Source organism: Citricoccus sp. NPDC055426, assembly GCF_040677445.1.
Classification (GTDB): domain Bacteria; phylum Actinomycetota; class Actinomycetes; order Actinomycetales; family Micrococcaceae; genus Citricoccus.
The window spans coordinates 49304-74259 of the sequence record NZ_JBFARZ010000015.1 but is presented as its reverse complement, the minus strand read 5'-3'; the positions used below and the strand labels follow the sequence as shown (position 1 = coordinate 74259).

Here is a 24956-nt window from a genome sequence, read left to right as displayed (position 1 = left end):
TGCGTCCACCACCACCACGCCGTGCACTCCGGCGCCTGGGACATCGACATGAGAACCGGCAACCCGTGGTTCATCCCCGCCCCCTACCTGGACCCACGAAGACAACCCCAACGCAACCTCTACTGGCGACAACGGTGAGCTCACCCCTGGATCCCACCAGGCCTACCCCCATGTCACTGTGCCCGACGCCACGACGCACATGGGTGCCGGCTTGTCCGTGGGTGCCGGGGTCGCCGACGTCGCCTCAGTATCCACGGGTCACGCCGCGCCCGACTACTGGCGCACCCGTCGGGCACGTGTGCCGGCCGCACGGGCGGCGAGAGCGTCAGGGTCGGTGCCTGGGTCAGGGTATTCCACATGCTCCAGGACCAGCGCATGCGGAGGCGCCAGCCGGGTCTGTGCATCACGCACCATCGCCTCAAGCCGCCCGGCCACCCATCCGACGGGTTGCCGTCCCTCCCCCACCTGCACTGTGGCTGCAACCAGGGCCCGCACCATGTTGTGGCAGAAGGCATCGGCCTGAAGGTGGGCGGTGATCAGCCCGGTGTGGGCGTCCCGGGAGAAGCCGAAGTCCTGCAGCTCGCGGATGGTGGTGGCCCCGTCCCGCGGCTTGCAGAAGGTCAGGAAGTCATGCAGTCCCAGCACGGTCCGCGCCTCGGCGTTCATGAGCTCCACGTCCAGGGAGGTCTTGTGCCAATACGTGAAGCGCCGGTTGAGCGGGTCTCGCGCTTCTGCCGAGTCGCTGATGGCATACCGGTAGGAGCGCCACAGTGCCGAGAACCTGGCGTCGAAGCCTTCCGGGGCCAACGAAGCCTGGTGGATGACCAGGGCTCCCTGCTCTCGACTGAGGGCTCCACTGAGCCGGCGCACCAGGGTCGGTGCCGGATCCAGAGCTTCGCGGTTACGCGTGACCGCAGTCCATTCGGCCTCGGTCAGATCAAAATGCACCACCTGGCCTCGGGCGTGGACGCCGGCATCCGTGCGACCGGCGACGACGGTGCGCACGGGACGCCGGATGATCATGGCCAGTCCGGCTTCGAGGGCGCCCTGCACCGTCGGCAGACCCGGCTGGGTTGCCCAGCCCTTGTAGTCCGTGCCGTCGTAGGCCAGATCGAGGCGAACGCGGACTAACGCGGGTGACGGCGTGGACATGGGGACCATTCTAAATCCCGGGACAGAATGGTCAGCATGGATCCGACCCTCGCGCCGTGGATGGCCTACCTGCTCACCGTGCTGCCCGGGATTCTGCTGGTCGGCGTGGTGGTGGCCCTGCTCCCGCGTCAGGCGCACGGCGTGCGCATCCTGATGCTGATCCTCGGCTTCATCTTCGCCCGGGACGCCATGACCTCCCACGGGCTCTGGGAATTCGGCATGGTGGGCAGCGACGGTAGAGGTGGTTGGGGTAATGGCGGGGAGAGCGCAGGTACCGCCTCAGGGAACAGTGCCGCGGACGGAACCGGCGGACTGCCGACGCTGTGGCTCCGCTTCACCGACGATCCCCTCGCCCTGCTGGTCATGGCCGTGGCCTCCCTGGCCCTGGTGGCTGCGATCCTCTGGGCCTGCCGCGATCTCCGCTGGACCGTGCTGTGGACGGGACGGCGCTGGTGGGCCTCGGTCCTCGTGGGCCTGCTCGGGGCCGCGCTGATCGTCTTGCCGTTCCTGTTACTCTACGGGACGCTCGGAGAGTGGATCCCCGCTGTCCACTCCGTGGCCCCCGCCCTGACCATGCCCGTGGTCCCCGTGGACAACCGCGGTGGTGCCGTCGCCGGAGGAGTGCTGGTGGTGCTGGCGCTCTTCGCACTGTGCGGGAACCTGGCGGAGGAGGTGCTCTTCCGCGGATTCCTCCAGGCCCATCTCGAGGACCAGCTGCCCGGACGCACCGGCCGGTGGCGGGCGGCCCTGCTCTCTGCGCTGATCTTCGCCGCGGGGCACCTGTTCCTCGCCTACAACCTGACGGGCCTCGGCTGGCCGATCCTCGCCTTCACCGCCCTCGAGGGACTCGTGTGCGCCGTCATCGCCCTCCGCCACGGCGTGCTCGGCGCGACAGTGGCCCATGCCGGCGCCATCTTCCTACTGGCCTCGGGGCTGGTCTGAGGCCGACCCCAGCGCCGCCCCGCCTGACCAACTGATCACGGCACCGGCAACTGTCGATTCTCTCGGCGATTCTCGACCTCTCGCGCGGCCGTGATCCGGTTGGCGGCAAAGATCCGGTTGGCGGCCAAGATCCGGTTCGCGGCCGTGATCCGGTTGGCGGACATGACCAGGTCGGCGGACATGACCCGGCTGGCGGACATGACCAGGTCGGCGGACATGACCCGGCTGGCGGACATGACCCGGCTGGCGGCTGATGGCCGGTAGCTGGTAGCTGGTAGTCGCATTAAGCGAACCGACCCGCCACCGGCGCACGCAGGGTGCACAGTGACGGGTCGGTTCGATACGACTCGGCAGGTTCTGCCGCTGGCCGGCTACGCGAACGCAGCCCGCCGGGTCAGACCGGGAGAATCACTTCTCGTCGGTCTTCTCCTCAGCGGATTCGCCAGCGGATTCCTCGGTGGCGGCCGGAGTCTCGGCAGTCTCAGACTCAGCGGCCTCAGACTCAACGGCCTCAACAGCCGGAGCGTCGGCAGCCGGGGTCTCCTCGGCCGAAGCCTCGGCAACCGGAGCGTCAGCAGCCGGGGCGGCGACCTCGGCGGCCTTCTCGGCCTCCTGGACGACGGCCTGCTTGGCGGACACCGGCTCCATCACGAGCTCGATCACGGCCATGGGGGCGTTGTCCCCCTGGCGGTTGCCGATCTTGGTGATGCGGGTGTAGCCACCCTCGCGCTCGGCCATGGCCGGGCCGATCACGGTGAACAGCTCGTGCACGACCGTCTTGTTGGTACGGTTCTTGGCCGAGATGATGCCCTGCACCTTGCGGCGCGAGGCGAGATCGCCCTTCTTGGCGAACGTGATCAGGCGCTCGGCGAAGGGACGCAGGCGCTTGGCCTTGGTCACCGTGGTGGTGATCTTCTTGTGTTCGAACAGGTTGGCCGAGAGGTTGGCCAGCATGATCCGCTCGTGGGCAGGGCCGCCGCCCAGGCGCGGTCCCTTGGTGGGGGTAGGCATTGGTGATTCTCCTCAGATGGTCCCTGACAGCTACCGGCCATCAGGACGCTATGGGTGGGTGTACGGAAAGGACCAAGCCCAGTTCAATGAACCGGGACTCAGAACTCGCCGTAGGACTCCTCTTCCGACTCCTGGGAGTGCAGGGAGGGGTCGTAGCCAGCCGGGGAGTCCTTCAGGGACAGACCCAGTTCGGTCAGCTTTTCCTTGACCTCGTCGATGGACTTGGCACCGAAGTTCCGGATGTCCATCAGATCGGCCTCAGAGCGGGCAACGAGCTCGCCGACGGTGTGGATGCCCTCGCGCTTCAGGCAGTTGTAGGAGCGCACGGTCATCTCCAGGTCCTCGATCGGCAGGGCCATGTCCGCGGCCACCGTGGTGTCCGTGGGGCTCGGGCCGATCTCGATGCCTTCGGCTTCCAGGTTCAGCTCACGGGCCAGGCCGAAGAGCTCCACCAGGGTGGTGCCGGCGGAGGCCACGGCGTCACGCGGAGCCATCGACTCCTTGGTCTCCACATCGATGATCAGGCGATCGAAGTCGGTGCGCTGTTCCACACGGGTGGCCTCGACCTTGAAGGTGACCTTCAGGACCGGCGAGTAGATGGAGTCGACCGGAATCCGGCCGATCTCCGCATCGGCGGACTTGTTCTGGGCCGCCGTGACGTAGCCGCGGCCACGCTCGACGATGAGCTCCATGTCGAACTTGCCCTTGCCGTTCAGGGTGGCGATGTGCAGGTCCGGGTTGTGGACCTCGACGCCGGCCGGGGACGTGATGTCTGCGGCGGTGACGACGCCGGGGCCCTGCTTGCGCAGGTAGGCGACGACGGGCTCGTCATGCTCGGAGGAGACCGAGAGCTTCTTGATGTTCAGGATGACCTCGGTAACGTCCTCCTTCACACCGGAGACGGTGCTGAACTCGTGCAGCACCCCATCCACACGGATGCTGGTGACAGCAGCGCCCGGGATGGAGGACAGCAGGGTCCGGCGAAGGGAGTTACCGAGGGTGTAACCGAATCCGGGCTCCAGCGGTTCGATGATGAACCGGGAGCGGTTGTCGACAACGACTTCTTCAGTCAGCGTGGGGCGCTGTGCAATGAGCACTGACATTTCCTTTCGGCGAGCGTCCGCCATATGACGCACACGATGGGTGGAAACGAATGGGGTGGGCTGTGGTGAGCACCGAGGCGCACGCCCCCGTCAGACGGGGACGTGCGCTCGGTACGAGGTCACACGCGGCGGCGCTTGGCCGGGCGGCAACCGTTGTGGGCAGAGGGGGTGACGTCCGAGATGGAGCCGACCTCCAGGCCAGCGGCCTGCAGCGAACGGATCGCGGTCTCGCGGCCCGAGCCGGGGCCCTTCACGAAGACGTCGACCTTGCGCAGCCCGTGCTCCTGAGCGGCCTTGGCAGCCTTCTCAGCAGCCATCTGGGCGGCGTAGGGCGTGGACTTGCGGGAGCCCTTGAACCCCACATCGCCGGCCGAGGCCCACGAGATCACAGCACCGGTGGTGTCCGTGATGGACACGATGGTGTTGTTGAAGGTGCTCTTGATGTGGGCCTGGCCCACGGTGATGTTCTTCTTGTCCTTGCGACGAGGCTTGCGGGTGACCGCAGCACGTGTCTTGGGGGGCATGTGTCTCTCCTACGAAAGCTGGTGTTGTGCGGAAGGGACCGCCTGGAGGGGAAGTGAGGTGACAGCGCTTCAGCGCCGTGGCCTACTTCTTCCGGCCGGCGACGGTCTTCTTCGGGCCCTTGCGGGTACGGGCGTTGGTCTTGGTGCGCTGGCCGCGGACGGGAAGGCCACGGCGGTGGCGGATACCCTCGTAGGAGCCGATCTCCAGCTTGCGGCGGATATCGGCTGCCACCTCGCGGCGCAGGTCACCCTCCACCTTGAAGTTCGCCTCGATGTAGTCGCGCAAGGCGATCAGCTGATCGTCGGACAGGTCCTTGACGCGGATGCTCGGGTCGATCCCGGTCGCCTCGAGGGCCTGCTCGGAGCGGGTCTGACCCACACCGAAGATGTACGTGAGAGCGATGACGACGCGCTTCTCGCGCGGGATGTCGACGCCTGCTAGACGTGCCATATGGCCGTCCTCCTAGTTCTTCTGAAGCAAAGGTCTGCACCAGCACGTCCCCTCACTGCGGGAATCTCTTCCCTGCGGTGCCATGGTGGCGGTTCCGGCGAAGTTCCGGACGTTTCAATCCGCCAACCGGCGTTGCCGCGGTTCGGGTCCCCGGCCTCTGCGTCCAGGGGTTGCCGTGACCGATTCCTCTCACAAGGCGCCGATCCCGGCTGTGCTGCTGTTCGGTCCGGTTGGACCTGGCCCGTGAGTGGTGTGCTCAGTGGACCGGTGCTGCGCGTAGAGCATCCCGTCGAAGGACGAGATCAGCCCTGGCGCTGCTTGTGGCGTGGGTTCTCGCAGATCACCAGGACGCGGCCCTTACGGCGCACCACCTGGCACTTTTCACAGATCCGCTTCACGCTCGGCTGAACCTTCATGGTTCCTCCTCCAGCGCTTGCTGTTTAGTGGTGGATGGGTTTACTTGTAGCGGTACACGATCCGACCCCGGTTGAGGTCGTACGGGCTAAGTTCGACCACGACCCGGTCCTCGGGGAGGATTCGGATGTAGTGCTGACGCATCTTTCCCGAGATCGTGGCGAGCACGACGTGCTCGTTCTGCAGACGGACGCGGAACATTGCGTTCGGCAATGCTTCACTGACCGTGCCCTCGACCTCGATGACACCTTCCTTCTTAGCCATGTCCTCCACTTACGTTGTGCTGGAATCCGCAGCGGCCCGGGTGCGCCCGAAGGACGAATCCGAATGCTGATGGAATCTGGCGGTGATGTTTCCGGTTGACCGATAGGGCGGGGCCCATCAGGACAGAACCCGACAGGACGCGGCGCACCGCAGAGACAACCAGCAAGTTATGTTACTGGTTTCCGGCGCAGAAGTGAAATTAAGCGGGGACCTTACCCGACTACTCACCGAGGGGTACGGGCACCACGCCGAGCGGCGCGAGGTCGGCCGCGCCGCCGTCGGGCAGGGTCAGAACCCAGATGCCGCCCCGGTGCCGGGCCACGGAGTGCTCCCACTGGCTGGCGCGGGCACCGTCACGGGTGACCACGGTCCAGTCGTCCTGGAGGATGTCCGTCTCCAGGCCGCCGCGCACGAGCATCGGCTCGATCGCCAGGCAGAGGCCCGGCTTGACCTTGGGTCCGCGGTGGCGGGAGCGGTAGTTCAACACGTCCGGGGCCTGGTGCATGGCCGTGCCGATGCCATGGCCCACATAGTCCTGCAGGATGCCCAGCGGGGCTCCCGGCTGCGCGGAGACGAAATCGTCGATCGCGTCACCGATGTCCCCCACGTACTTGGCCGTGGCCAGCGCCGCGATGCCGCGCCACATGGCCTGCCGGGTGATCTCGGACAGCCGCTCGTCCTCCGGGTCCGCCGTGCCGGCCGCGGAGGAGCCCAGCACCACGGTGCGGGCCGAGTCAGAGTGCCAGCCGTCGATGATGCAGCCACCGTCGATCTTGAGCACGTCCCCGGCCTGCAGCACCCGCTCCCCCGGGATCCCGTGCACCACTTCCTCGTTGACCGAGGCGCAGATGGTCTTGGGATAGCCGTAGTAGCCCAGGAAGTTGGGGGTGGCCCCGGCCCCCTCGAGAACCGAGGCGAACACGGCGTCGACCGCGGCCGTCGTCGTGCCCGGGACCGCCGCCGCCACCGCCGCGTCCAGGGCGCGGTGAAGGACCAGCCCTGCGCGCTGCATGGTCTGCATCTGCGGGACGGTCTTCAGCTCGACCTGGCGGCGGCTCATCGGTGGCGGTGCTCGATTCTCTCGGCGGACTGAGGCGGGGATGCCCGGGGCTATGCCGGGCAGCCCGGGGCTATTCGGGGTTCTCTGCGTCGCCCTCGCCCACGGGCTCGACGATCGGCAGGTTCCCGGTGCGCTCCCGCACCGAGTAGACGGCCTGCAGCAGGCTCTCGGTGATGTCGTCGATCTGACCGGTGCCGTCCACGCGGGACACGATGCCGCGGGACACATAGGACTGGATGACCGCCTCGGTCTCCTCGTGGTAGAGCTTCAGGCGGCGCTTGATGATCTCCTCGGTGTCATCGGCACGGCCCTCGCTCTCGGCGCGGCCCAGCAGGCGGGCCACCAGCTCCTCGTCCGGAACCGTCAGCTCGATGACCACGTTCAGGGCCTGGCCGTCCTCGGTGAGGAACCCGTCCAGGGCCTCCACCTGACCGGCGGTGCGCGGGTAACCGTCCAGCAGGAAGCCGTGCTCGGCGTCGGACTGGCGGATGCGGTCGGCCACCATCCGGTTGGTCACCTCGTCCGGGACGAAGTCGCCGTTGTCCATGTACTTCTTGGCTTCCTTGCCCAGGGGCGTCATCTCCTTGACGTTGAACCGGAAGATGTCGCCCGTGGAAATGGCCACGATGCCGAGCTTGTCCGCGATGCGGGAAGCCTGGGTGCCCTTACCGGACCCGGGAGGGCCCATGATCAGCATGCGGGTCATAGGTATTCCTTACTGTCGATCAGCGTGATTATTCGTTTTTCAGGAGTACGTCTGGGGATCGGGTACACGGACGGTTCGGCGCGGAGCGCGCCGGTGCCGGTGCCGGTGCGAGGCAGCCGGCCGGCTGCCGCCACCTGCGGCAAGAACCTATCGCAACAGGCCCTCGTAGTTGTGCTGCTCCATCTGGGCGTTGATCTGCTTGATGGTCTGCAGGGCGACACCCACCATGATGAGGATGGAGATGCCACCGAACGGGAAGTTCTGGTCGGCGTTGATCAGCACGAAGGCGATCATCGGGATCATCGCCAAGACACCAAGGTACAGGGCGCCGGGGAAGGTGATCCTGCTGATGACGTACTCGAGGTACTTCTCCGTGGGCCCACCTGCGCGGACGCCGGGGATGAAGCCGCCGTATTTCTTCATGTTGTCGCTGATCTCCACCGGGTTGAACGTGATCGTCACATAGAAGTATGTGAAGCCGATCGTCAACAGGAAGAACAGGGCCATGTAGACCGGATGGGAGCCGGTGCCGAAGTATTCGGAGAGGAACAGGACCCATCCCGGCGGGTTGGACCCGTCCTGCGGGGTGTTGAACTGGATGAGGATGCCCGGGAGCATCATGATCGAGGACGCGAAGATCACCGGGATCACGCCGGCCATGTTGACCTTGATCGGGATGTAGGTGGACGTCCCGCCCACGGTGCGCCGGCCGATCTGACGCTTGGCGTACTGCACCGGCACGCGGCGCTGGGACTCCTCCACGAACACCACGGCCATGATGGTCAGCAGTCCGACGATCATCACGATGCCGAACACGCGCCAGCCCTGGGTGGTCCAGATCTGCCCCAGGCCGGCCGGGAAGCCGGCGGCGATGGACAGGAAGATCAGCAGGGACATGCCGTTGCCGACGCCGCGCTCGGTGATGAGCTCGCCCAGCCACATGATCATGACGGTGCCGGAGGTCAGGGTGATGATCATCAGCAGGATGATCCACAGGCTGTCATCCGGCACGATCGGCAGGTTGCAGCCGAGCAGCGCGCCGGTACGGGCCAGGGAGACGATGGTGGTGGCGTTCAACAGGGCCAGGGCCACGGTCAGGTAGCGCGTGTACTGGGTCAGCTTCGACTGGCCCTGCGCCCCTTCCTTCTGCAGCTCCTCGAACCGCGGGATCACCACGCGCAGCAGCTGCACGATGATGGCGGCGGTGATGTAGGGCATGATGCCGAGCGCGAAGACGGACACCTGCAGCATGGCGCCGCCGGAGAACATGTTCACGAAGGAGTAGAGCCCACCGGTGGTGTTGCCCTGGTCCAGGCAGACCTGCACGGTCCCGTAGTCGACACCGGGGGTCGGGATGAACGCACCGATCCGGTAGATGACGACGATCCCGAGGGTGAACCAGATTTTCCGCCGCAGGTCTGGCGTCCGGAATACCCGGGCAATCGCGCTGAACAAGCGTCCTCCTGGTGGTGGGGTTCTGTTGGTGCGGTGCTGCTGGTGCAGTTCTGCAGGTGCAGTTCTGTTGCTGCGGTGACTGTGCCGGGGCCCACTGACGTTGTGGTCAGTGAGGGGTGGCCCAGTGAACCACTGAGCGAGTCTATCGGAAAGAAGAAGACCCCCGTGCCGCTCCCCCACCTGGAGTCCAGGTGGGAGGGCGGCCCGGGGGCCGACTTCGGTTCATCAAACCGTCACGGAATCCGTTACAGAATCCGTCAGACGGTCTCGGTGGACCCGCCGGCAGCCGAGATCTTCTCGATGGCGGAGGACGAGAAGGCGTTGGCCTTCACGTTCAGTGCCACGGAGACCTCGCCGGTGCCGAGGACCTTGACGGGCTGGTTCTTGCGGACCAGGCCCTTGGCCACCAGGGCGTCCACGGTCACGTCGCCACCGGTGGAGAAGTTCTCCGACAGCTTGTCCAGGTTCACGACCTGGTACTCGACCTTGAACGGGTTCTTGAAGCCGCGCAGCTTCGGCAGGCGCATCTGCAGCGGCAGCTGGCCGCCTTCGAAGCCCGCCTTCACCTGGTAACGCGCCTTGGTGCCCTTGGTACCGCGGCCTGCGGTCTTGCCCTTGGACCCGTGTCCACGACCCACACGGGTCTTGGACTTCTTGGCGCCGGGGGCCGGACGCAGGTCCTGGACCCTGATGCCGTCCTGAATCTCGTCAGCCATTGTTGATCTCCTCCACATTCACCAGGTGCGGCACGGTGTTGACCATGCCCACGGTGACCGCATCGGCTGAGCGGGTGACCGTGTGGCCGATGCGCTTCAGACCGAGGGACCGCAAGGTGTCCCGGTGGTTCTGCTTGCCGCCGATGACGGACTTGGTCTGGGTGATTTCCAGAGTGGCGTCGCTGACCGCGACGTTCTTCCGGGTGCTGAAATTAGCCATGGGATGCCGCACCTGCCTTGTCTGCGCTCTTCTTGGCGCGATCCTCCTCGATGGTGCGGAGCATCGCGTGCGGAGCAACCTCGTCCAGGGGCTTGCCACGACGGGCTGCCACGGACTGGGGCTCCTCCAGCTGCTTGAGGGCGTCCACGGTGCCGCGGATGATGTTGATCACGTTGGCGGACCCCATCGACTTGGACAGCACGTCATGGACACCGGCGCACTCCAGCACGGCGCGGACCGGACCACCGGCGATCACGCCGGTACCCGGGGACGCCGGACGCAGGAGCACCACACCGGCGGCATCCTCACCCTGCACCAGGTGCGGGATGGTGGTGCCGACACGGGGAACGCGGAAGAAGGACTTCTTGGCCTCTTCCACACCCTTCTGGATGGCTGCCGGAACTTCCTTGGCCTTGCCGTAGCCGACGCCGACCATACCGTCGCCGTCGCCCACCACCACGAGGGCGGTGAAGGAGAACCGACGTCCGCCCTTCACGACCTTGGACACGCGGTTGATGGCCACGACGCGCTCGAGGAACTTGTCCTTGTCGTCATCGCGACCGCCACGGCCACCACGGTCGTTGCCACCGCGGCCACCGCGGTCGTTGCCGCCGCGACCGCCACGGTCGTTGCCACCACGGCCACCACGGTCGTTGCCGCCGCGACCACCGCGGCCGGCGGCCTCGGTGGACTGGCTGGCCGAACCGGAGGCGGTCTCAGACGCCCCGGCCACGGCAGTGTTCTCGGTGTTTTCGGTCACCTGAGTGTCCTTCTTGTTGCTCTCGGTGTTCGTCTCGCTCACAGCTTCAGCCCACCTTCCCGGGCACCGTCGGCGACGGCGGCCACGCGGCCGTGGTACTTGTTGCCGCCGCGGTCGAAGACCACGGCCTCAATGCCGGCGGCCTTGGCACGCTCGGCCATCAGCTCGCCGACCTTCTTGGCCTTGGCGGACTTGTCACCGTCGGACGCGCGCAGGTCGGCTTCCATGGTGGAGGCCGAGGCCAGCGTCACGCCACGGGTGTCGTCCACCAGCTGCACGAACATGTGCCGTGCAGAGCGGTTGACCACCAGGCGGGGACGGACGGCAGTGCCGGAAATCCGCTTGCGGACGCGCAAGTGGCGGCGGGTGCGGGAAACGTACTTCCCCTTGCCCTTCACTTTCAGCGTGGACATTACTTACCTGCCTTTCCGGCCTTGCGGCGAATAACCTCGCCTGCGTAACGCACACCCTTGCCCTTGTACGGGTCGGGGCGGCGCAGCTTGCGGATGTTGGCAGCGGTCTCGCCGACGCGCTGCTTGTCGATGCCGGCCACGGTCACCTTGTTGCCCGCGACCGTGAAGGTGATGCCTTCAGGGGCCTTGACGGGAACGGGGTGGGAGTAGCCGAGTGCGAACTCGAGGTCCGAGCCCTTGGCCAGCACACGGTAACCGGTGCCGATGACCTCGAGCTGCTTCTCGTAGCCGTCGGTGACACCGACGATCATGTTCGAGATCAGCGTGCGGGTCAGGCCGTGCAGCGAACGCGACTCGCGCTCGTCGTCCGGGCGGGTCACCGAGAGGGTGCCCTCCTCGAGCGAGACCGCGATCGGGCTGGCCACCACGTGGCTCAGCTCGCCCTTGGGGCCCTTGACGGCGACGTTCTCGCCGTCGATCTTGACCTCGACGCCGGACGGCACGGTGATCGGAAGACGTCCAATACGTGACATGTCTGTTCTACCTTTCTTCCGTACTCGCCGTTACCAGACGTAGGCGAGGACTTCCCCACCCACGCCCTTCTTGGCTGCCTGACGGTCGGTGAGCAGACCGGAGGAGGTGGACAGGATGGCAATCCCCAGGCCGCCCAGCACGTGCGGGAGGTTGGTGGACTTCGCGTAGACGCGCAGTCCGGGCTTGGAGATGCGGCGCAGGCCGGCGATGGCCCGCTCGCGCTGAGGACCGAACTTCAGCTCGATGACGAGCTTCTTGCCCACCGGGGCGTCCTCTTCGGTGTAGTCGGCGATGTAACCCTCGGACTTGAGGATGTCAGCCACGCGAATCTTCAGCTTGGACGACGGCATGTCCACGGAATCGTGGAAGGCCGAGTTGGCGTTGCGCAGACGCGTCAGCATGTCTGCGACAGGATCTGTCATGGTCATGTGGGCTTCGTGCCCTTCCTCGCTACGGTTTCCCCGTCCGGTGTGCACCGGTGGGGACCTGCAACGTAGATCTTTACTTCTGGGCGGTCTGGGATTCGATCGACTGGAACGGGAAGCCGAGCGCCTTGAGCAGGGCGCGGCCTTCGTCGTCGTTCTTGGCGGTGGTCACCACAGTGATGTCCATGCCGCGCACGCGGTCGATCTTGTCCTGGTCGATCTCGTGGAAGACCGACTGCTCAGCCAGACCGAAGGTGTAGTTGCCGTTGCCGTCGAACTGCTTCGGGGACAGGCCGCGGAAGTCACGGATGCGCGGCAGCGCAAGGGTGACCAGGCGGTCCAGGAACTCCCACATGCGGTCGCCACGCAGGGTCGCGTGGGTGCCGATCGGCATGCCCTCACGCAGCTTGAACTGCGCGATGGACTTGCGGGCCTTGGTCACCTGCGGCTTCTGACCCGTGATCTGGGTCAGATCGCGGATGGCACCGTCGATGATCTTCGAGTCCTTCGCGGCCTCGCCGACGCCCATGTTCACCACGACCTTCACCAGGCCGGGGACCTGCATGGTGTTGGCGTAGCTGAACTCTTCCTGAAGGGTGCTGCGAATCTCTTCGCGGTACTTGGTCTTCAGGCGCGGGGTCACCTTGATCGGGGTTTCCGCAGGGGTTGCTGCTGCTTCAGTGGTCTCAGTCATCACAGCACCTTTCCGGAAGCCTTGGCGAAGCGGACCTTGACGGTCTTGGACTCGCCGTTCTTCTCAACGGTCTCGAAGCGGTAGCCCACGCGGGTCGGCTTCTTGGTCTCGGGATCCACGACGGCCACGTTGGAGATGTGGACCGGTGCCTCGACGACCTGCAGGCCGCCCTCGGTGGAGCCGTTGTTGTTCTGGCCGGCACGCAGGTGCTTGGTGACGCGGTTGACGCCCTCCACCAGCACGCGGTCACGGGACGGGAAGACCTGCAGGACCTTGCCCTGCTTGCCCTTGTCCTTGCCGGCGATGATCTGGACGAGATCGTCCTTCTTGATCTTTGCCATAGTGGTCAGATCACCTCCGGTGCCAGTGACACGATCTTCATGAACTTCTTGTCACGCAGCTCGCGACCCACGGGGCCGAAGATGCGGGTGCCTCGCGGCTCGCCATCGGTCTTGAGGATGACGGCGGCATTCTCGTCGAACTTGATGTAGGAACCGTCGGGACGCCGACGCTCCTTCTTGGTCCGCACGATGACGGCCTTGACGACGTCGCCCTTCTTGACGTTGCCGCCGGGGATGGCGTCCTTCACGGTGGCGACGATGGTGTCGCCAATACCTGCGTAGCGGCGTCCCGATCCACCGAGAACACGGATGGTCAAGATTTCCTTGGCACCGGTGTTGTCGGCGATCTTAAGCCGCGACTCCTGCTGAATCACTCGTAACTCCTGTCGTCGCGCTGGTTCTCCCCCGAAACCGGGCGAGCCTTGCGGAACGGATATTTTGATGTTCCCGGGCCGCTTACCCCCACCCCCATGGCGAGAGAGCCGGCTGCAGAGCCTTCCGGCCCCCCTGTCAGACAGGGACCGGCGCTGCAACAACCGTCAATCCGCAGGGCAAGGCCGAGGCGGCTGATCGAGAAGTTTTGCGAAACCCTCGGCGCGCGGGATGGATGGTCCCGCCAACAAGGGCGCACAGACAGCCCATCCTAGCGCATCCGCGCCCCAGGGGTTAATTCACCGGGCAATTCACCCGGGTACGACGACGGCCGGCCCCTTCCGCTGGAAGGTGACCGGCCGGCGTCGTGCTGGGTACTGAGACCCGAGTGCTACTTGGCGCGCTCGGTGATCTCGACCAGGCGCCACCGCTTGGTGGCGGAGAGCGGCCGGGTCTCGGCGAGGATCACGCGGTCGCCGATGCCGGCGCTGTTCTCCTCGTCGTGGGCCTTGACCTTCTTCGAGGTCCGCAGCACCTTGCCGTACAGGGCGTGCTTCTTCAGGTCCTCGACCTGGACCACGATGGTCTTGTCCATCTTGTCCGACACGACGATGCCGCGCACGGACTTGCGGTAGCCACGCTCGACGTCACCGGCAGTACCGGCGGCAGCGGCTGCAGTGGCGTCGTCGTTCACGGATGCGTTGGCGTTCTCAGTCACTTGGCCTCCTCCTCGGTCTTCTCGGTGTTCTCGGTGTCCGCGGCCTTGGCCGCAGCCTTGTCGGCCTTGGCAGCCTTCTTGTCGGCCTTCTTGTCAGCCTTGACGTCCTCGGCCGGGGCCTCGACGTCCTCGCGGATGCCGAGCTCGCGCTCCCGCAGGATCGTGTAGATCCGGGCGATGTCACGCTTGACGGTCTTCAGCCGGCCGTGGTTGTCCAGCTGGCCGGTGGCCGACTGGAAGCGGAGGTTGAACAGTTCCTCCTTGGAGCGCTTGAGCTCCTCGGCCAGACGGGCGTTGTCCAGGCCGTCCAGGGCCTCGACGTTCAGTTCCTTCGAACCGGTAGCCATGATCACTCACCACCCTCTCGGCGGACGATACGTGCCTTCAACGGCAGCTTGTGCATAGCCAGTCGCAGCGCCTCGCGGGCCACGTCCTCGCTGACGCCGGAGAGCTCGAAGAGCACGCGACCCGGCTTGACGTTGGCGACCCACCACTCGGGGGAACCCTTGCCGGAGCCCATGCGGGTCTCGGCCGGCTTCTTGGTGAGCGGACGGTCGGGGTAGATGTTGATCCACACGTTGCCGCCACGCTTGATGTAACGCGTCATGGCAATACGGGCGGACTCGATCTGACGGTTGGTGACATAGGCCGGGGTCATGGCCTGGATGCCCCACTCGCCGAAGGTGACGGTGGTGCCGCCCTTCGCCATCCCCGAGCGCTTCGGGTGGTGCTGCTTGCGGTGCTTGACTCGACGGGGAATCAACATCAGGCGTTGCCTCCTTCAGCGGGCGCAGAGGTGCCTGCCGCAGCGGAGTCCTGACGCGGGGCGCGGTCGTTGCGACGGCGACGGTCGCCACCACCGGGGCCACCCGGGCCACGGCGGTCGCCACCGCGGCCACCACGGCCGGACGGTGCAGCAGCTTCCTTGGCGGCCAGTTCCTTGGCCGTCAGGTCGCCCTTGTAGATCCAGACCTTCACGCCGATGCGGCCGAAGGTGGTCTTGGCTTCGAACTTGCCGAAATCGATGTTCGCGCGCAGGGTGTGCAGCGGCACACGGCCTTCGCGGTAGAACTCCGAGCGGGACATCTCAGCGCCACCCAGGCGTCCGGCACACTGGATCCGGATGCCCTGGGCACCGGCACGCGTGGCGGACTGGATGGCCTTCTTCATGGCCCGGCGGAAGGCCACGCGGGAGGCGAGCTGCTCGGCCACACCCTGGGCGACCAGCTGGGCGTCCACCTCGGGGTTCTTGACCTCGAGGATGTTCAGCTGGATCTGCTTGCCGGTGAGCTTCTCGAGCTCACCGCGGATGCGGTCGGCCTCGGCGCCGCGGCGGCCGATGACGATGCCGGGGCGGGCGGTGTGGATGTCCACCCGCACGCGGTCACGGGTCCGCTCGATCTCCACCTTCGAGATGCCGGCGCGCTCCATGCCGTCGGTCATCAGCTCGCGGATCTTGATGTCTTCCTTCAGGAAGTCCTTGTACCGCTGGCCTTCCTTGTTGGAGTCAGCGAACCAGTGCGAGACATGGTCGGTGGTGATGCCGAGGCGGAAACCGTTCGGGTTGATCTTCTGACCCATGGGCTACTTCCCCTTCTCTTCCTCGGTGGCAACGACCACGGTCACGTGGCTGGTGCGCTTGTTGATGCGTCCGGCGCGGCCCTGGGCACGCGGCTGGAATCGCTTCATGGTCGGTCCTTCGTCGACGAAGGCCTCGGTGATGAACAGGGCGTCCTCGTTGAACGCCAGGCCCTCACGGTCGGCCTTGACCCGGGCGTTGGCCACCGCGGAGGCGACCAGCTTGTACACCGGCTCCGAAGCGCCCTGCTGGGCGAACTTCAGGATGGCCAGCGCTTCGTTCGCCTGCTTGCCACGGACAAGGTTGACGACGCGCCGGGCCTTCATCGGCGTTACACGCAGGTGGCGCGCAATTGCCTTGGCTTCCATTGCTTTCCTTCTTTCGAGTTCCTCGGACGGTCAAGCCCCGCGTCAGCGGCGCTTGCCCTTCCGGTCGTCTTTCACGTGACCGCGGTAGGTCCGCGTCTGGGCAAACTCGCCGAGCTTGTGCCCGACCATCGACTCGGTGATGAACACCGGGACGTGCTTGCGTCCGTCGTGGACCGCGATCGTGTGACCGAGCATGTCGGGGATGATCATGGACCGGCGGGACCAGGTCTTGATGACGTTCTTGGTGCCCTTCTCGTTCTCAGCATCCACCTTCAGGTAGAGGTGCTGATCGACGAAGGGACCCTTCTTCAGGCTGCGTGGCATGTCTGATCCGCTCCTATCGCTTGTTCTTGCCGGAACGGCGACGGCGCACGATGAGCTTGTCGCTTTCCTTGTTGGGGCGGCGGGTGCGGCCCTCTGGCTTGCCGTTGGGGTTGACCGGGTGGCGACCACCGGAGGTCTTGCCCTCGCCACCACCGTGCGGGTGGTCGACGGGGTTCATGACCACGCCGCGGACGGTCGGGCGGACGCCCTTCCACCGCATGCGGCCGGCCTTGCCCCAGTTGATGTTCGACTGCTCGGCGTTGCCGACCTCACCGACGGTGGCGCGGCAGCGCACGTCGACGTTGCGGATCTCGCCGGAGGGCAGACGCAGCTGGGCGTACTTGCCCTCGCGGGCCACCAGCTGGATGGACGAACCGGCGGATCGGGCCAGCTTGGCGCCGCCGCCGGGACGGAGTTCCACGGCGTGGATGACCGAGCCGAGCGGCATGTTGCGCAGCGGCAGGTTGTTGCCGGGCTTGATGTCGGCGTTCGCGCCGGCCTCCACCATGTCACCCTGGTTCAGCTTGGCCGGGGCCAGGATGTAGCGCTTGGTGCCGTCCACGTAGTGGAGCAGGGCGATGCGAGCGGTCCGGTTCGGGTCGTACTCGATGTGAGCGACCTTGGCCGGCACGCCGTCCTTGTCATGACGACGGAAGTCGATGACGCGGTACTGGCGCTTGTGACCGCCGCCCTTGTGGCGGGTGGTGATCTTGCCGGAGTTGTTGCGTCCGCCGCTCTTGGTGAGCGGGCGGAGCAGCGACTTCTCCGGGGTGGTCCGGGTGATTTCTGCGAAGTCGGCCACGGACGAGCCGCGAAGGCCCGGGGTGGTCGGCTTGTATTTACGGATAGCCATGTCTCAGTTCCTCGATTAAGTGGTCTCCGCTACGCCTCAGGCGAGCGGACCTCCGAAGATGTCAATCGTGCCCTCTTTGAGCGTCACGACCGCTCGCTTGGTGCTCTTGCGAGAGCCCCAACCGAACTTGGTGCGCTTGCGCTTGCCGGCACGATTCAGGGTGTTGATCGAGTCAACCTTGACGGAGAAGATGGACTCCACCGCCTGCTTGATCTCGGTCTTGTTGGAGCGCGGGTCGACCAGGAAGGTGTACTTACCCTCGTCGATCAGGCCGTAGCTCTTCTCCGACACGACCGGGGCAATGACCACGTCGCGGGGGTTCTTGTTGATGGAGCCGCTCACTGGGCATCCTCCTTCTGTGCGCCGGCCTTCGCGGCAGCCTGGGCGATGAAGCCCTCGTAGGCGGCGCGGGTGAAGACCACGTCATCGCTGACCAGCACGTCGTACGTGTTGAGCTGGTCGAAGTACAGGGTGTGGACCGAGGGCAGGTTGCGGGCGCTCAGCGCCGCGGCGTCGTCGGCACGCTCGATGACCAGCAGGATGTTCTTGCGCCCGGTGGTCAGCGAGGCCAGAGCAGCCTTGGCCGCCTTGGTGCTCGGGGTACCGGCAGCAACCAGTTCCTCGATCACGTGGACGCGGTCGTTGCGGGCCCGGTCGGACAGGGCACCGCGCAGGGCGGCGGCCTTCATCTTCTTGGGGGTGCGCTGGGAGTAGTCACGCGGCTCGGGGCCGTGCACCACACCACCACCGGTCATCTGCGGGGCGCGGATCGAACCCTGACGGGCGCGGCCGGTGCCCTTCTGCTTGAACGGCTTGCGGCCGGCACCGGAGACCTCGCCCCGACGCTTGACCTTGTGGGTGCCCTGGCGGGCGGCGGCCAGCTGGGCCACCACGACCTGGTGCATCAACGGCACGTTGGACTGGACGTCGAAGATCTCGGCGGGGAGATCCACGGCGACGACCGAAGCGGTGTTGGCTGCGTTGGATTCGGTAGCCATCTGCTCATGCTCCCTTCACTGCGGTGCGAACCAGGACGACCCGGCCGCGGGGACCCGGGACGGCGCCCTTGATCAGCAGCAGGTTCTTCTCCACGTCGATGCCGTGGAGCGTGAGGTTCTGGGTGGTCTGGCGGACGGCGCCCATGCGGCCAGGCAACTTCTGGCCCTTGAAGACGCGGCCCGGGGTGGAGGCGCCACCGACAGAACCCGGCTTGCGGTGGTTCTTGTGGGCGCCGTGGGAGGCGCTGACGCCGGCGAAGCCGTGACGCTTCATGGCACCGGCGAAGCCCTTGCCCTTGGTGGTCCCGATGACGTCGACCTTCTGGCCGGCCTCGAAGACCTCGACGGTGATGTCCTGGCCGAGGGTGTACTCGGCGGAGTCAGCGGTCCGCAGCTCGACCACGTGGCGGCGCGGGGTGACCCCGGCGGCCTCGAAGTGGCCGGCGAGCGGCTTGGTGACCTTGCGCGGATCGATCGGCCCGTAGGCGATCTGCACGGCGGAGTAGCCATTGGCCTCCGCGTCCCGCAACTGGGTCACGACATTGGGTTCGGCTTGGACGACAGTGACGGGGATGAGCTTGTTGTCTGCATCCCAGACCTGGGTCATGCCGAGCTTCGTGCCCAACAGGCCCTTGACGTTACGCATGATGGTCATAGTTTCTCAGCACCTCCCTCTCAGAGCTTGATTTCGATATTGACGTCGGCGGGCAGGTCGAGACGCATGAGCGAGTCAACGGCCTTCGGCGTCGGATCGATGATGTCGATCAGCCGCTTGTGCGTGCGCATCTCGAAGTGCTCGCGGCTGTCCTTGTACTTGTGGGGAGAGCGGATCACGACGTACACGTTCTTCTCAGTCGGCAGCGGCACGGGGCCCACCACCGTTGCGCCTGCGCGCGTGACCGTGTCGACGATCTTCCGAGCCGAAGTATCGATGACCTCGTGGTCATACGACTTCAGCCGGATGCGGATTTTCTGTCCCGCCATGGCGTCATGCCTCTTTCGTACTTGTTGTCCGTACCTGTCCCTGTTCGCAACGGGCCTGGCGAACCAGTCCCGCGCTTCTTTATTCACCCACGCAGACCGAATCCGGATGATCCGGGTTCCTCGCCCTGCTGGGGCATCGACCCACGCGGTCGGGCGTGTCGCAATCTGCTCCGCAGGCATGGCAACATGCCAGAGACACAGCAGATCACAGGACCGCCTGATCCTGATGGGGATTATGTGTTGTATCTGGTCTTGGGCGGCGGAGCAGTGGGCCTCGGAGAACATCCGCGGCACAACTCCACACACGCCCAAGTGCTTGAGCAACTGATCCAGTATGACAGATCAATGCCCCAGGCGCTAATTCACCGACTTACCGGCTCAGGTCACCGGCTCAGTTCACCGGCTCAGGTGAACCATTCCCCCGGGGGGCCCGCGAGCAGCAGCAGGGAGAACACCACCGCGACGGCGGCCACCACCAGGACCGCTGCAAGGATCACGTTGCGCAGGACCCAGGCGACCAGGGTCTCCCAGAACCCGGCGGGCCGGGGGCTCCGCCCGTCCGCGAGCCGCCAGGTGGCGTCCGGCTCACCACGCTTGGCCAGCGAGCGCTCGAACGGCAGGGTGGCGAAAGGCACCGCAGCCAGGAGCACGGCAGCCACGCCACGGCCGGCGCTCCAGCGCTGGTTGACCCACACGCCCACGCTGACCACGCAGTAGCAGAGGAACACGAAGCCGTGCAGTCCTCCGCCCACCGGCATCAGCGCCTCGGTGGCGCCGGAGTACTTCAGGATCATGGCCAGGATCAGCAGCGCCCAGGTGATCATCTCCGCCGTGGCGAAGAACCGGTAGAGCGCCCGGGGCCCGGGCATCACGGTCCCGCGGTCGGTGACCGGGTGGGTCTCGGCTGGGTTCGCTGTGTTCACTGGATTCGCTGTGCTCGCTGGATTGCTCCTGGGGCTCATGGAGCTCAACGGTCGGAGTCGTTCGCGCGCTTGATGCGCTTGGCGCGGCCGATCTCATGGCGGAAGGTCTTGCGCAACCGCACGATCGCGAAGACCACCGCCGCGATGACCACGAGGGCAATGAGGATTTCCATGGGCCCAGCCTACCGTTCGCCGGTGTCCCGTTCACCGGTGACCCGTTCACCGGCAGTCCCTCCAACGACCTGGTTCGGCTCCGCTTCCTGCCGTGACTGGTGTCGGCGTAGCTGGCGCACCGCGAGCACGATCAGCACGAGCCCCAGTAGGGCCAGGTAGATGTAGGTGTAGCCCCTCAGGTACCACAGCACGGACAGCGCCACGCCGCCCGCGCCCCACCAGGTGAGCGACTGTTCGCGGCGGGTCAGCCCGAGGACCACCATCAGCGCGAAGCCGACCAGCACCGTGAGCTGCATGCCGGCCGTCCCGTCGGCCAGCACGTAGGTCGCCGCCAGGGTGAAGACCAGCGCTGCGGCGAGGAAGCACCAGAGGGGTCGACGTGATGCCACTCCGCCGGCTTCCGGGCTCTCCAGATCCGGGCGCCGTAGATGCCAGTACCCCAGCCCCACCAGGACGAGGACCAGCAGCTGGACGTTCCACCATCCCGCCCGGCCCGGATCGTCCACGACGGCCGTCTGCCACCACGCCCGGGACACCGCAGCCCAGGTCAGGACCACCGCAACGTCCCGGCCGTTCAGCACCCACACTCCCCTGGCCCCCGGCCACAGCAGGGTCCTGCCCCACGCGTCCATGGTGAGCCAGAGGGCCGCCACCGCGGCTGCCAGGCTGGTCCAGACGGCGGCGTCTTCCGGCATGCCGGCCCGCAGGCCGACGTCGAGCACGGTCGCCAGTGCGGTGACCAGCACCACCGCCAGCGCGCCCTGCCAGAGGATCGCGGCCCGCGTCGCGACTACCGCCCCAGAGCCCGCGCCGGCCCCGGCACCGCTCGCGACACCGCTCCCGGCAACGCTCCCACCACCGGAACCATCCCCGTCCCGAACGCCCCGGGCGTCAAGGATTGCCCAGCCGCCCAGGAGCACCAGCGCCACCAGGGCGCTGCCCACCGCCCGCCAGTCCCCGTCCGGGAACCACAGCCCGCGGTCCTGCCACCACATGGTCAGCAGCCACACGGCTGACGGGACACCCACCACCGTGCCGACGACCAGCCAGGCGAGTCCACGGGTCCGGGCGAGGACGTACCCCACCAGTCCCCCCGCGGCCACGGTCATGGCCAGGGCCCCGGCATGCGGAGTGCCGTCCACATCTCCGGTGAGACCCAGCACCAGCGACGCCACCCCGAGGAAGACGATGGCCGCCAGCCGGAACACGCCGAGGTCGGCCCACCACGGCTCCCCGCCGGATGTCGGACCGGACGCATTCCCCGCGTCCCGGCCAGCGTCCCGTCCATCGTCTGGGCCAGCGTCCCGCCCAGCGTCCGGACCCGCATCCAGCCCCGCATCCGGACCACCAGCCGGACCCCGCACCGCAGCCGCGATCTCCTGGGCGGCCACGGCCAGGACGAGGAGCACCAGCAGGGCGACGGCGGCCGACGTCGGGAACAGGGCCTCCGGGAGCCAGCCGCCGGTCGGATCGAGGTCGAACCACGGCGAGGCCGCCACCACGAGGGCAGGAGCCCCGACCAGTACCGCCCAGTGGCCTCCGCTGCGGGTGCGCAGGACCAGCCCGGCGGCGATCAGGGCCGCCGCCACCACCATCAGGGCGGCGCGGTCGCCCCCGGCACCCAGTTCGATCAGCCACAGCAGGGCCACGGCGCCCGTCACGAGCCACGACGCGAGCCGACCGTTCACGCCCTTCACGCCGCGCCCACCGTTCACCCCGCGCGCGCCGTTCAAACCGGTCACGGCACCTGCCCCGGCATCTGCACCTGCACCTGCACCTGCACCTGCACCACTGAAAGCCGGGCCAGCCGGGCCAGCCACGTCGTCGGCGCCCGGGAGCCGCCGGGCGAGTCGTTGCCGTAGGGCCAGTCCGGCGACCAGGGCCGCTGCGGCGGCGGCCCTGGCGGCTGATCCATCCCCACCGAGACGGTCTGTCACCGTGGAGACCAACACCGCCGAAGCGCCCTGGCCGGCCAGGAGGACGGCGGTCCGCACCCCGTCCGAGAGCCGGTCCTTCGTCACGACGGCGGCCGTCACCAACCAGCCCGTCAGCAGTCCCAGCGCGATGACCACGTGCCAGGACCAGATCCCGGAGCCGGGCCCACCCGCACCGGCGAACCGCACCGTGGTGACGCTCAGGCTCGCCGCGCCGACGCCCAGGATGACCCACCGGGCCGTGTCCACCCGTTGCTCCACGCCCGCTCGGATCCCCCGGCCCAGCCACCACAGGGCGACGGCACCGGTGACCACGGCGAGGACGTACCAGCCCACCCGGTGCGCAGCCCCGGACACCTCCACGCCGAGCAGCAGGACGAGCGCCAGCAGGCTGGCCCCGGTCCAGACACCCACCGGCAGCCCGACCCCGCCCGAATGCCCGGTCCCGCCAGAATCTCCCGCCCCGCCAGAATCTACGGTCCCATCCGAAACCCCAGCCCCGCGCGGATCCCCGCCCCCGGCAGAACCGCTGTCCTCGCCCGACCCCGTGAGCGGACCCCGCCGGAGCGCCGTCACGGTGGCCCAGGCCAGCGAGGCCAGGGCGGCCGCCACCACCGCGGGGCTGGCCTCCGCCCAGCCGGTCGCCCAGCCATCCGCCCAGCCAGCCGTCCAGCGCTCCGCCGTCCGGTCGGTGAGGAGGTAGACCAGCGCGACCGCGGCCGCGGCCATCACGTGAGGGGCGATCCGGGCGTCGATCCGGTGCCGCTGACCGCTGCGCCGGAGCACCACCAGGATCAGGGCCTGCATCACGAGGGCCACCGCCAGGAGGATCTCCAGGTTCCAGACACGTTCCGGGCCGCCCGCCGCCGCGGCATAGACGAGCAACGGCACCGTGGACAGCGGGGTCGTGGCCTGCCAGACCAGCGGCGCCACCTCCACAGCCGGGACGGCGCGGAGGAACACGAGGGAGTAGACGGCCGTGGTGACCACCACGAGCACGGCCGGCCAGCCGAGCCCCGGAACCAGCTCGAGCACAGCGCCCCCGGCGCCTTCTCCATAGCCGGCGCCCTCCCCACCGCCGGCACCGGCGGCACCGGCGGCACCGCGGAGCCCAGACCAGGCCAGGCCCGCCACCCAGATCTGCGCGGCCAGGGCGGACAGCACCGCCAGGACCCAGCTGATGCCGTGGTCGGTCAGGGCCGCAGTCCCGGCGGGCAGGTATCCCTGGGCGCCCCTCCCCCACCGGGCCAGCGGGATCTGCAGACACAGGTACACCACGAGGACGGTCAGGGTCACCGAGACGGACCACTCCAGCATGACGGCCCAGGCGATCAGGGCCAGCAGGAGTCCTCCGCGGACCGCGTAGACCGAGGCCAGCCGGTACCGCGGCGGGCCGATGACCGCCACGGTCGCGTAGTAGGCGCACGCGGCGAGCAGCAGCAGGAACATCTGCACCGGCTCGATCCAGACGCCCAGCAGCAGCCCCGCCGCCACGGCGCCCGGCACGATCCACTGGTGGGTCCGCGCCGTGGCCTCCCGGTAGGCCGGCGGCAGCCACGGGTGGCGGTCCTCCGCGTCCACGGACAGCCAGGCCATCAGCACCGCCAGCCCGATCGAGGCGATCAGCGCCCAGGCCATGCCCTGCTGCACCGCGGCTCCGGAGGCCATCACGGTGGAGAGCAGGAACGGCACGGTCAGGTAGGCCACTACGCGGCTGTCCAGCCGGAGCGCGGCCACGACCATCAGGACCGTGCCCACCGCGGAGGTGAGCAGCCACGAGACCTCCGGCCGGTGCACCACGAGCAGGTCCAGGGCCACGCCGGCCACCGGCAGCAGCGCCAGCCCCGTGCCGGTGAAGGCCGTGGCGGCGGGCCGCAGCGTCCGGCTCACCGCATGGACCACCAGTCCCCCGGCATAGAACAGGCCCACGACGACGGCCAGTCCCGCGAGCCGGGCCGTCGCCGGCAGCGCGGCGCCGATGAACAGCGAGGCGGCAGCCACCAGCAGCAGGCACGCCGTGTACAGGGTGATGTTGACGTTCCGCCGGTCGCGTCGCTCCTTGGCCTCGGCCTGCTCCTGGGGCGAGATCGCGGGCACCACCGGCATGGGCGGCAGCGTCGGAGTCGGTGCTGGCGGCGCTGGATGATGCGGCACGGACTGATGCGGTGCCGGCGGCGCCGGGTGGTGCAGTGCCTGGCGATGCACTGCAGGCGGCGCGGCTTCAGAGCCGACCGGCGCACCGGTAACCGGCGCTGCCGAGGCGACCGAGCCGGCGTCGTACCCCTCCTGCCAGGCGCGGGCCAACTCGCCGCGCGCCCCCTGGCCGACGGCCCCCGCAGGACCTCCTGCATCCGAAGAGCGCGCCCGCCGACCGTACAGCACACCGATGAGCCCACCGAAGACCAGACCGAGCACGAGCGCCATGACGATACCCACAGCGTCAGCGTACGGTGTTCCGGAGCCGGCCCAGCGCGTTGTCCACAGGCATGACCCCTGAGAAACACGACAACCCCTCCGGCCGAAGCCGAAGGGGTTGTCGAGGTG

The 24956-nt window shown here is 67.4% G+C and carries 35 protein-coding genes; 1 reads left to right on the top strand and 34 read right to left on the bottom strand.

Going from position 1 to position 24956, the window contains the following annotated elements:
* Positions 1 to 273 precede the first annotated feature (273 nt).
* On the bottom strand, positions 274 to 1152 hold the full coding sequence (truA, locus tag AB0K08_RS15995) for a tRNA pseudouridine(38-40) synthase TruA (RefSeq protein WP_363356157.1): 879 nt from the start codon (positions 1150 to 1152) through the stop codon (positions 274 to 276).
* Between the two features lie 36 nt (positions 1153 to 1188).
* On the opposite strand from truA, the gene AB0K08_RS15990 reads away from it, so the two are divergent.
* Positions 1189 to 2094 (top strand): CPBP family intramembrane glutamic endopeptidase, encoded by a 906-nt coding sequence (locus AB0K08_RS15990; protein ID WP_363356155.1) that lies wholly within the window; start codon positions 1189 to 1191, stop codon positions 2092 to 2094.
* A gap of 35 nt (positions 2095 to 2129) precedes the next feature.
* Here the strand turns inward: AB0K08_RS15990 and AB0K08_RS15985 are convergent, their stop codons facing one another.
* The 33 genes from AB0K08_RS15985 to AB0K08_RS15825 all read right to left on the bottom strand — a co-directional run bounded on the left by AB0K08_RS15985 (position 2130) and on the right by AB0K08_RS15825 (position 24848).
* On the bottom strand, positions 2130 to 2312 hold the full coding sequence (locus AB0K08_RS15985) for a hypothetical protein (protein WP_363356153.1): 183 nt from the start codon (positions 2310 to 2312) through the stop codon (positions 2130 to 2132).
* A gap of 190 nt (positions 2313 to 2502) precedes the next feature.
* A complete protein-coding gene (rplQ, locus tag AB0K08_RS15980; RefSeq protein ID WP_363356151.1) occupies positions 2503 to 3105 on the bottom strand; it encodes a 50S ribosomal protein L17 in 603 nt (200 codons plus the stop codon).
* A 98-nt stretch (positions 3106 to 3203) separates the two neighbouring features.
* Positions 3204 to 4202, bottom strand: coding sequence for a DNA-directed RNA polymerase subunit alpha (locus AB0K08_RS15975; RefSeq protein WP_363356149.1), 999 nt, complete (start codon positions 4200 to 4202; stop codon positions 3204 to 3206).
* Positions 4203 to 4327: 125 nt separating this feature from the next.
* Complete coding sequence (rpsK, locus tag AB0K08_RS15970; RefSeq protein WP_115931872.1) at positions 4328 to 4732, bottom strand: 30S ribosomal protein S11; 405 nt, start codon at positions 4730 to 4732, stop codon at positions 4328 to 4330.
* Positions 4733 to 4814: 82 nt separating this feature from the next.
* On the bottom strand, positions 4815 to 5183 hold the full coding sequence (gene rpsM / locus AB0K08_RS15965) for a 30S ribosomal protein S13 (protein WP_363356146.1): 369 nt from the start codon (positions 5181 to 5183) through the stop codon (positions 4815 to 4817).
* Between the two features lie 302 nt (positions 5184 to 5485).
* Positions 5486 to 5599 (bottom strand): 50S ribosomal protein L36, encoded by a 114-nt coding sequence (rpmJ, locus tag AB0K08_RS15960; protein ID WP_115931874.1) that lies wholly within the window; start codon positions 5597 to 5599, stop codon positions 5486 to 5488.
* 40 nt (positions 5600 to 5639) lie between these two features.
* Complete coding sequence (infA, locus tag AB0K08_RS15955) at positions 5640 to 5861, bottom strand: translation initiation factor IF-1 (RefSeq protein ID WP_010080397.1); 222 nt, start codon at positions 5859 to 5861, stop codon at positions 5640 to 5642.
* 220 nt (positions 5862 to 6081) lie between these two features.
* On the bottom strand, positions 6082 to 6921 hold the full coding sequence (gene map, locus AB0K08_RS15950) for a type I methionyl aminopeptidase (protein ID WP_363356143.1): 840 nt from the start codon (positions 6919 to 6921) through the stop codon (positions 6082 to 6084).
* A 70-nt stretch (positions 6922 to 6991) separates the two neighbouring features.
* Positions 6992 to 7627 (bottom strand): adenylate kinase, encoded by a 636-nt coding sequence (locus tag AB0K08_RS15945; protein WP_363356141.1) that lies wholly within the window; start codon positions 7625 to 7627, stop codon positions 6992 to 6994.
* Between the two features lie 147 nt (positions 7628 to 7774).
* Positions 7775 to 9082, bottom strand: coding sequence for a preprotein translocase subunit SecY (gene secY / locus AB0K08_RS15940; RefSeq protein ID WP_363356139.1), 1308 nt, complete (start codon positions 9080 to 9082; stop codon positions 7775 to 7777).
* Between the two features lie 257 nt (positions 9083 to 9339).
* Positions 9340 to 9798 carry a 50S ribosomal protein L15 gene (rplO, locus tag AB0K08_RS15935; RefSeq protein WP_363356137.1) on the bottom strand — a complete coding sequence of 153 codons (459 nt, stop codon included), beginning with the start codon at positions 9796 to 9798 and terminating at the stop codon, positions 9340 to 9342.
* A complete protein-coding gene (gene rpmD / locus AB0K08_RS15930) occupies positions 9791 to 10018 on the bottom strand; it encodes a 50S ribosomal protein L30 (protein WP_363356135.1) in 228 nt (75 codons plus the stop codon). The genes rplO and rpmD overlap by 8 nt, the downstream gene beginning before the upstream one ends.
* Positions 10011 to 10820, bottom strand: a complete 810-nt coding sequence (gene rpsE / locus AB0K08_RS15925; protein ID WP_363356133.1) for a 30S ribosomal protein S5 — start codon at positions 10818 to 10820, stop codon at positions 10011 to 10013. Before rpsE ends, rpmD begins: the two co-directional genes overlap by 8 nt.
* Entirely contained in the window at positions 10817 to 11191 is a 375-nt protein-coding gene (rplR, locus tag AB0K08_RS15920) for a 50S ribosomal protein L18 (RefSeq protein WP_363356131.1), read from the bottom strand. Before rplR ends, rpsE begins: the two co-directional genes overlap by 4 nt.
* Positions 11191 to 11724, bottom strand: coding sequence for a 50S ribosomal protein L6 (rplF, locus tag AB0K08_RS15915; protein WP_363356129.1), 534 nt, complete (start codon positions 11722 to 11724; stop codon positions 11191 to 11193). The genes rplR and rplF overlap by 1 nt, the downstream gene beginning before the upstream one ends.
* A gap of 30 nt (positions 11725 to 11754) precedes the next feature.
* On the bottom strand, positions 11755 to 12153 hold the full coding sequence (gene rpsH, locus AB0K08_RS15910; RefSeq protein WP_363356127.1) for a 30S ribosomal protein S8: 399 nt from the start codon (positions 12151 to 12153) through the stop codon (positions 11755 to 11757).
* A 73-nt stretch (positions 12154 to 12226) separates the two neighbouring features.
* Positions 12227 to 12844: a 50S ribosomal protein L5 gene (rplE, locus tag AB0K08_RS15905; RefSeq protein ID WP_363356125.1), complete on the bottom strand. Its 618-nt coding sequence runs from the start codon at positions 12842 to 12844 to the stop codon at positions 12227 to 12229.
* Positions 12844 to 13185: a 50S ribosomal protein L24 gene (gene rplX / locus AB0K08_RS15900; RefSeq protein WP_363356123.1), complete on the bottom strand. Its 342-nt coding sequence runs from the start codon at positions 13183 to 13185 to the stop codon at positions 12844 to 12846. Before rplX ends, rplE begins: the two co-directional genes overlap by 1 nt.
* 5 nt (positions 13186 to 13190) lie before the next feature.
* A complete protein-coding gene (rplN, locus tag AB0K08_RS15895) occupies positions 13191 to 13559 on the bottom strand; it encodes a 50S ribosomal protein L14 (protein ID WP_115931886.1) in 369 nt (122 codons plus the stop codon).
* 389 nt (positions 13560 to 13948) lie between these two features.
* Entirely contained in the window at positions 13949 to 14251 is a 303-nt protein-coding gene (gene rpsQ, locus AB0K08_RS15890; protein WP_363356159.1) for a 30S ribosomal protein S17, read from the bottom strand.
* 20 nt (positions 14252 to 14271) lie between these two features.
* Positions 14272 to 14622 (bottom strand): 50S ribosomal protein L29, encoded by a 351-nt coding sequence (gene rpmC / locus AB0K08_RS15885; RefSeq protein ID WP_363356120.1) that lies wholly within the window; start codon positions 14620 to 14622, stop codon positions 14272 to 14274.
* A 2-nt stretch (positions 14623 to 14624) separates the two neighbouring features.
* Positions 14625 to 15041 (bottom strand): 50S ribosomal protein L16, encoded by a 417-nt coding sequence (gene rplP / locus AB0K08_RS15880; RefSeq protein ID WP_363356118.1) that lies wholly within the window; start codon positions 15039 to 15041, stop codon positions 14625 to 14627.
* Positions 15041 to 15856 (bottom strand): 30S ribosomal protein S3, encoded by an 816-nt coding sequence (gene rpsC, locus AB0K08_RS15875; protein ID WP_363356116.1) that lies wholly within the window; start codon positions 15854 to 15856, stop codon positions 15041 to 15043. Before rpsC ends, rplP begins: the two co-directional genes overlap by 1 nt.
* Positions 15857 to 15859: 3 nt before the next feature.
* On the bottom strand, positions 15860 to 16222 hold the full coding sequence (gene rplV, locus AB0K08_RS15870) for a 50S ribosomal protein L22 (RefSeq protein ID WP_309811893.1): 363 nt from the start codon (positions 16220 to 16222) through the stop codon (positions 15860 to 15862).
* 42 nt (positions 16223 to 16264) lie between these two features.
* Positions 16265 to 16546, bottom strand: a complete 282-nt coding sequence (gene rpsS / locus AB0K08_RS15865; protein ID WP_309811895.1) for a 30S ribosomal protein S19 — start codon at positions 16544 to 16546, stop codon at positions 16265 to 16267.
* 13 nt (positions 16547 to 16559) lie between these two features.
* A complete protein-coding gene (gene rplB, locus AB0K08_RS15860) occupies positions 16560 to 17399 on the bottom strand; it encodes a 50S ribosomal protein L2 (RefSeq protein WP_363356113.1) in 840 nt (279 codons plus the stop codon).
* Between the two features lie 36 nt (positions 17400 to 17435).
* Positions 17436 to 17741 carry a 50S ribosomal protein L23 gene (gene rplW / locus AB0K08_RS15855; RefSeq protein WP_309811899.1) on the bottom strand — a complete coding sequence of 102 codons (306 nt, stop codon included), beginning with the start codon at positions 17739 to 17741 and terminating at the stop codon, positions 17436 to 17438.
* Positions 17738 to 18397 (bottom strand): 50S ribosomal protein L4, encoded by a 660-nt coding sequence (rplD, locus tag AB0K08_RS15850; protein WP_363356111.1) that lies wholly within the window; start codon positions 18395 to 18397, stop codon positions 17738 to 17740. Before rplD ends, rplW begins: the two co-directional genes overlap by 4 nt.
* 4 nt (positions 18398 to 18401) lie before the next feature.
* Positions 18402 to 19052, bottom strand: coding sequence for a 50S ribosomal protein L3 (gene rplC, locus AB0K08_RS15845; protein ID WP_363356109.1), 651 nt, complete (start codon positions 19050 to 19052; stop codon positions 18402 to 18404).
* Positions 19053 to 19072: 20 nt separating this feature from the next.
* Entirely contained in the window at positions 19073 to 19381 is a 309-nt protein-coding gene (gene rpsJ, locus AB0K08_RS15840; protein ID WP_010145320.1) for a 30S ribosomal protein S10, read from the bottom strand.
* A 404-nt stretch (positions 19382 to 19785) separates the two neighbouring features.
* Positions 19786 to 20304 (bottom strand): DUF3817 domain-containing protein, encoded by a 519-nt coding sequence (locus tag AB0K08_RS15835; RefSeq protein ID WP_363356107.1) that lies wholly within the window; start codon positions 20302 to 20304, stop codon positions 19786 to 19788.
* Positions 20305 to 20348: 44 nt separating this feature from the next.
* Positions 20349 to 20477, bottom strand: coding sequence for a hypothetical protein (locus tag AB0K08_RS15830; protein WP_363356105.1), 129 nt, complete (start codon positions 20475 to 20477; stop codon positions 20349 to 20351).
* Positions 20478 to 20486: 9 nt separating this feature from the next.
* Entirely contained in the window at positions 20487 to 24848 is a 4362-nt protein-coding gene (locus AB0K08_RS15825; protein ID WP_363356103.1) for a hypothetical protein, read from the bottom strand.
* Between the last annotated feature and the right edge of the window lie 108 nt (positions 24849 to 24956).

Bases quoted from the DNA above. Each gene is read 5' to 3' on its own strand.
- rpsK (WP_115931872.1), bottom strand. From the start codon at position 4,732: ATGCCCCCCAAGACACGTGCTGCGGTCACCCGCAAGCCTCGTCGCAAG.
- rplD (WP_363356111.1), bottom strand. From the start codon at position 18,397: ATGGCTACCGAATCCAACGCAGCCAACACCGCTTCGGTCGTCGCCGTG.
- rplE (WP_363356125.1), bottom strand. From the start codon at position 12,844: ATGACTGAGACCACTGAAGCAGCAGCAACCCCTGCGGAAACCCCGATC.
- rpsM (WP_363356146.1), bottom strand. From the start codon at position 5,183: ATGGCACGTCTAGCAGGCGTCGACATCCCGCGCGAGAAGCGCGTCGTC.
- rpsS (WP_309811895.1), bottom strand. From the start codon at position 16,546: ATGCCACGCAGCCTGAAGAAGGGTCCCTTCGTCGATCAGCACCTCTAC.
- rpsJ (WP_010145320.1), bottom strand. From the start codon at position 19,381: ATGGCGGGACAGAAAATCCGCATCCGGCTGAAGTCGTATGACCACGAG.
- rpmC (WP_363356120.1), bottom strand. From the start codon at position 14,622: ATGGCTACCGGTTCGAAGGAACTGAACGTCGAGGCCCTGGACGGCCTG.
- rpmJ (WP_115931874.1), bottom strand. From the start codon at position 5,599: ATGAAGGTTCAGCCGAGCGTGAAGCGGATCTGTGAAAAGTGCCAGGTG.
- AB0K08_RS15830 (WP_363356105.1), bottom strand. From the start codon at position 20,477: ATGGAAATCCTCATTGCCCTCGTGGTCATCGCGGCGGTGGTCTTCGCG.
- infA (WP_010080397.1), bottom strand. From the start codon at position 5,861: ATGGCTAAGAAGGAAGGTGTCATCGAGGTCGAGGGCACGGTCAGTGAA.
- AB0K08_RS15945 (WP_363356141.1), bottom strand. From the start codon at position 7,627: ATGACCCGCATGCTGATCATGGGCCCTCCCGGGTCCGGTAAGGGCACC.
- rplQ (WP_363356151.1), bottom strand. From the start codon at position 3,105: ATGCCTACCCCCACCAAGGGACCGCGCCTGGGCGGCGGCCCTGCCCAC.
- rplO (WP_363356137.1), bottom strand. From the start codon at position 9,798: ATGGCTGACGAGATTCAGGACGGCATCAGGGTCCAGGACCTGCGTCCG.
- rpsH (WP_363356127.1), bottom strand. From the start codon at position 12,153: ATGACCATGACAGATCCTGTCGCAGACATGCTGACGCGTCTGCGCAAC.
- rplF (WP_363356129.1), bottom strand. From the start codon at position 11,724: ATGTCACGTATTGGACGTCTTCCGATCACCGTGCCGTCCGGCGTCGAG.
- rplV (WP_309811893.1), bottom strand. From the start codon at position 16,222: ATGGAAGCCAAGGCAATTGCGCGCCACCTGCGTGTAACGCCGATGAAG.
- truA (WP_363356157.1), bottom strand. From the start codon at position 1,152: ATGTCCACGCCGTCACCCGCGTTAGTCCGCGTTCGCCTCGATCTGGCC.
- rplC (WP_363356109.1), bottom strand. From the start codon at position 19,052: ATGACCATCATGCGTAACGTCAAGGGCCTGTTGGGCACGAAGCTCGGC.
- AB0K08_RS15990 (WP_363356155.1), top strand. From the start codon at position 1,189: ATGGATCCGACCCTCGCGCCGTGGATGGCCTACCTGCTCACCGTGCTG.
- rplX (WP_363356123.1), bottom strand. From the start codon at position 13,185: ATGGCAAAGATCAAGAAGGACGATCTCGTCCAGATCATCGCCGGCAAG.
- AB0K08_RS15985 (WP_363356153.1), bottom strand. From the start codon at position 2,312: ATGTCCGCCGACCTGGTCATGTCCGCCAGCCGGGTCATGTCCGCCGAC.
- rpsC (WP_363356116.1), bottom strand. From the start codon at position 15,856: ATGGGTCAGAAGATCAACCCGAACGGTTTCCGCCTCGGCATCACCACC.
- rpmD (WP_363356135.1), bottom strand. From the start codon at position 10,018: ATGGCTAATTTCAGCACCCGGAAGAACGTCGCGGTCAGCGACGCCACT.
- rplP (WP_363356118.1), bottom strand. From the start codon at position 15,041: ATGTTGATTCCCCGTCGAGTCAAGCACCGCAAGCAGCACCACCCGAAG.
- map (WP_363356143.1), bottom strand. From the start codon at position 6,921: ATGAGCCGCCGCCAGGTCGAGCTGAAGACCGTCCCGCAGATGCAGACC.
- rplB (WP_363356113.1), bottom strand. From the start codon at position 17,399: ATGGCTATCCGTAAATACAAGCCGACCACCCCGGGCCTTCGCGGCTCG.
- rplR (WP_363356131.1), bottom strand. From the start codon at position 11,191: ATGTCCACGCTGAAAGTGAAGGGCAAGGGGAAGTACGTTTCCCGCACC.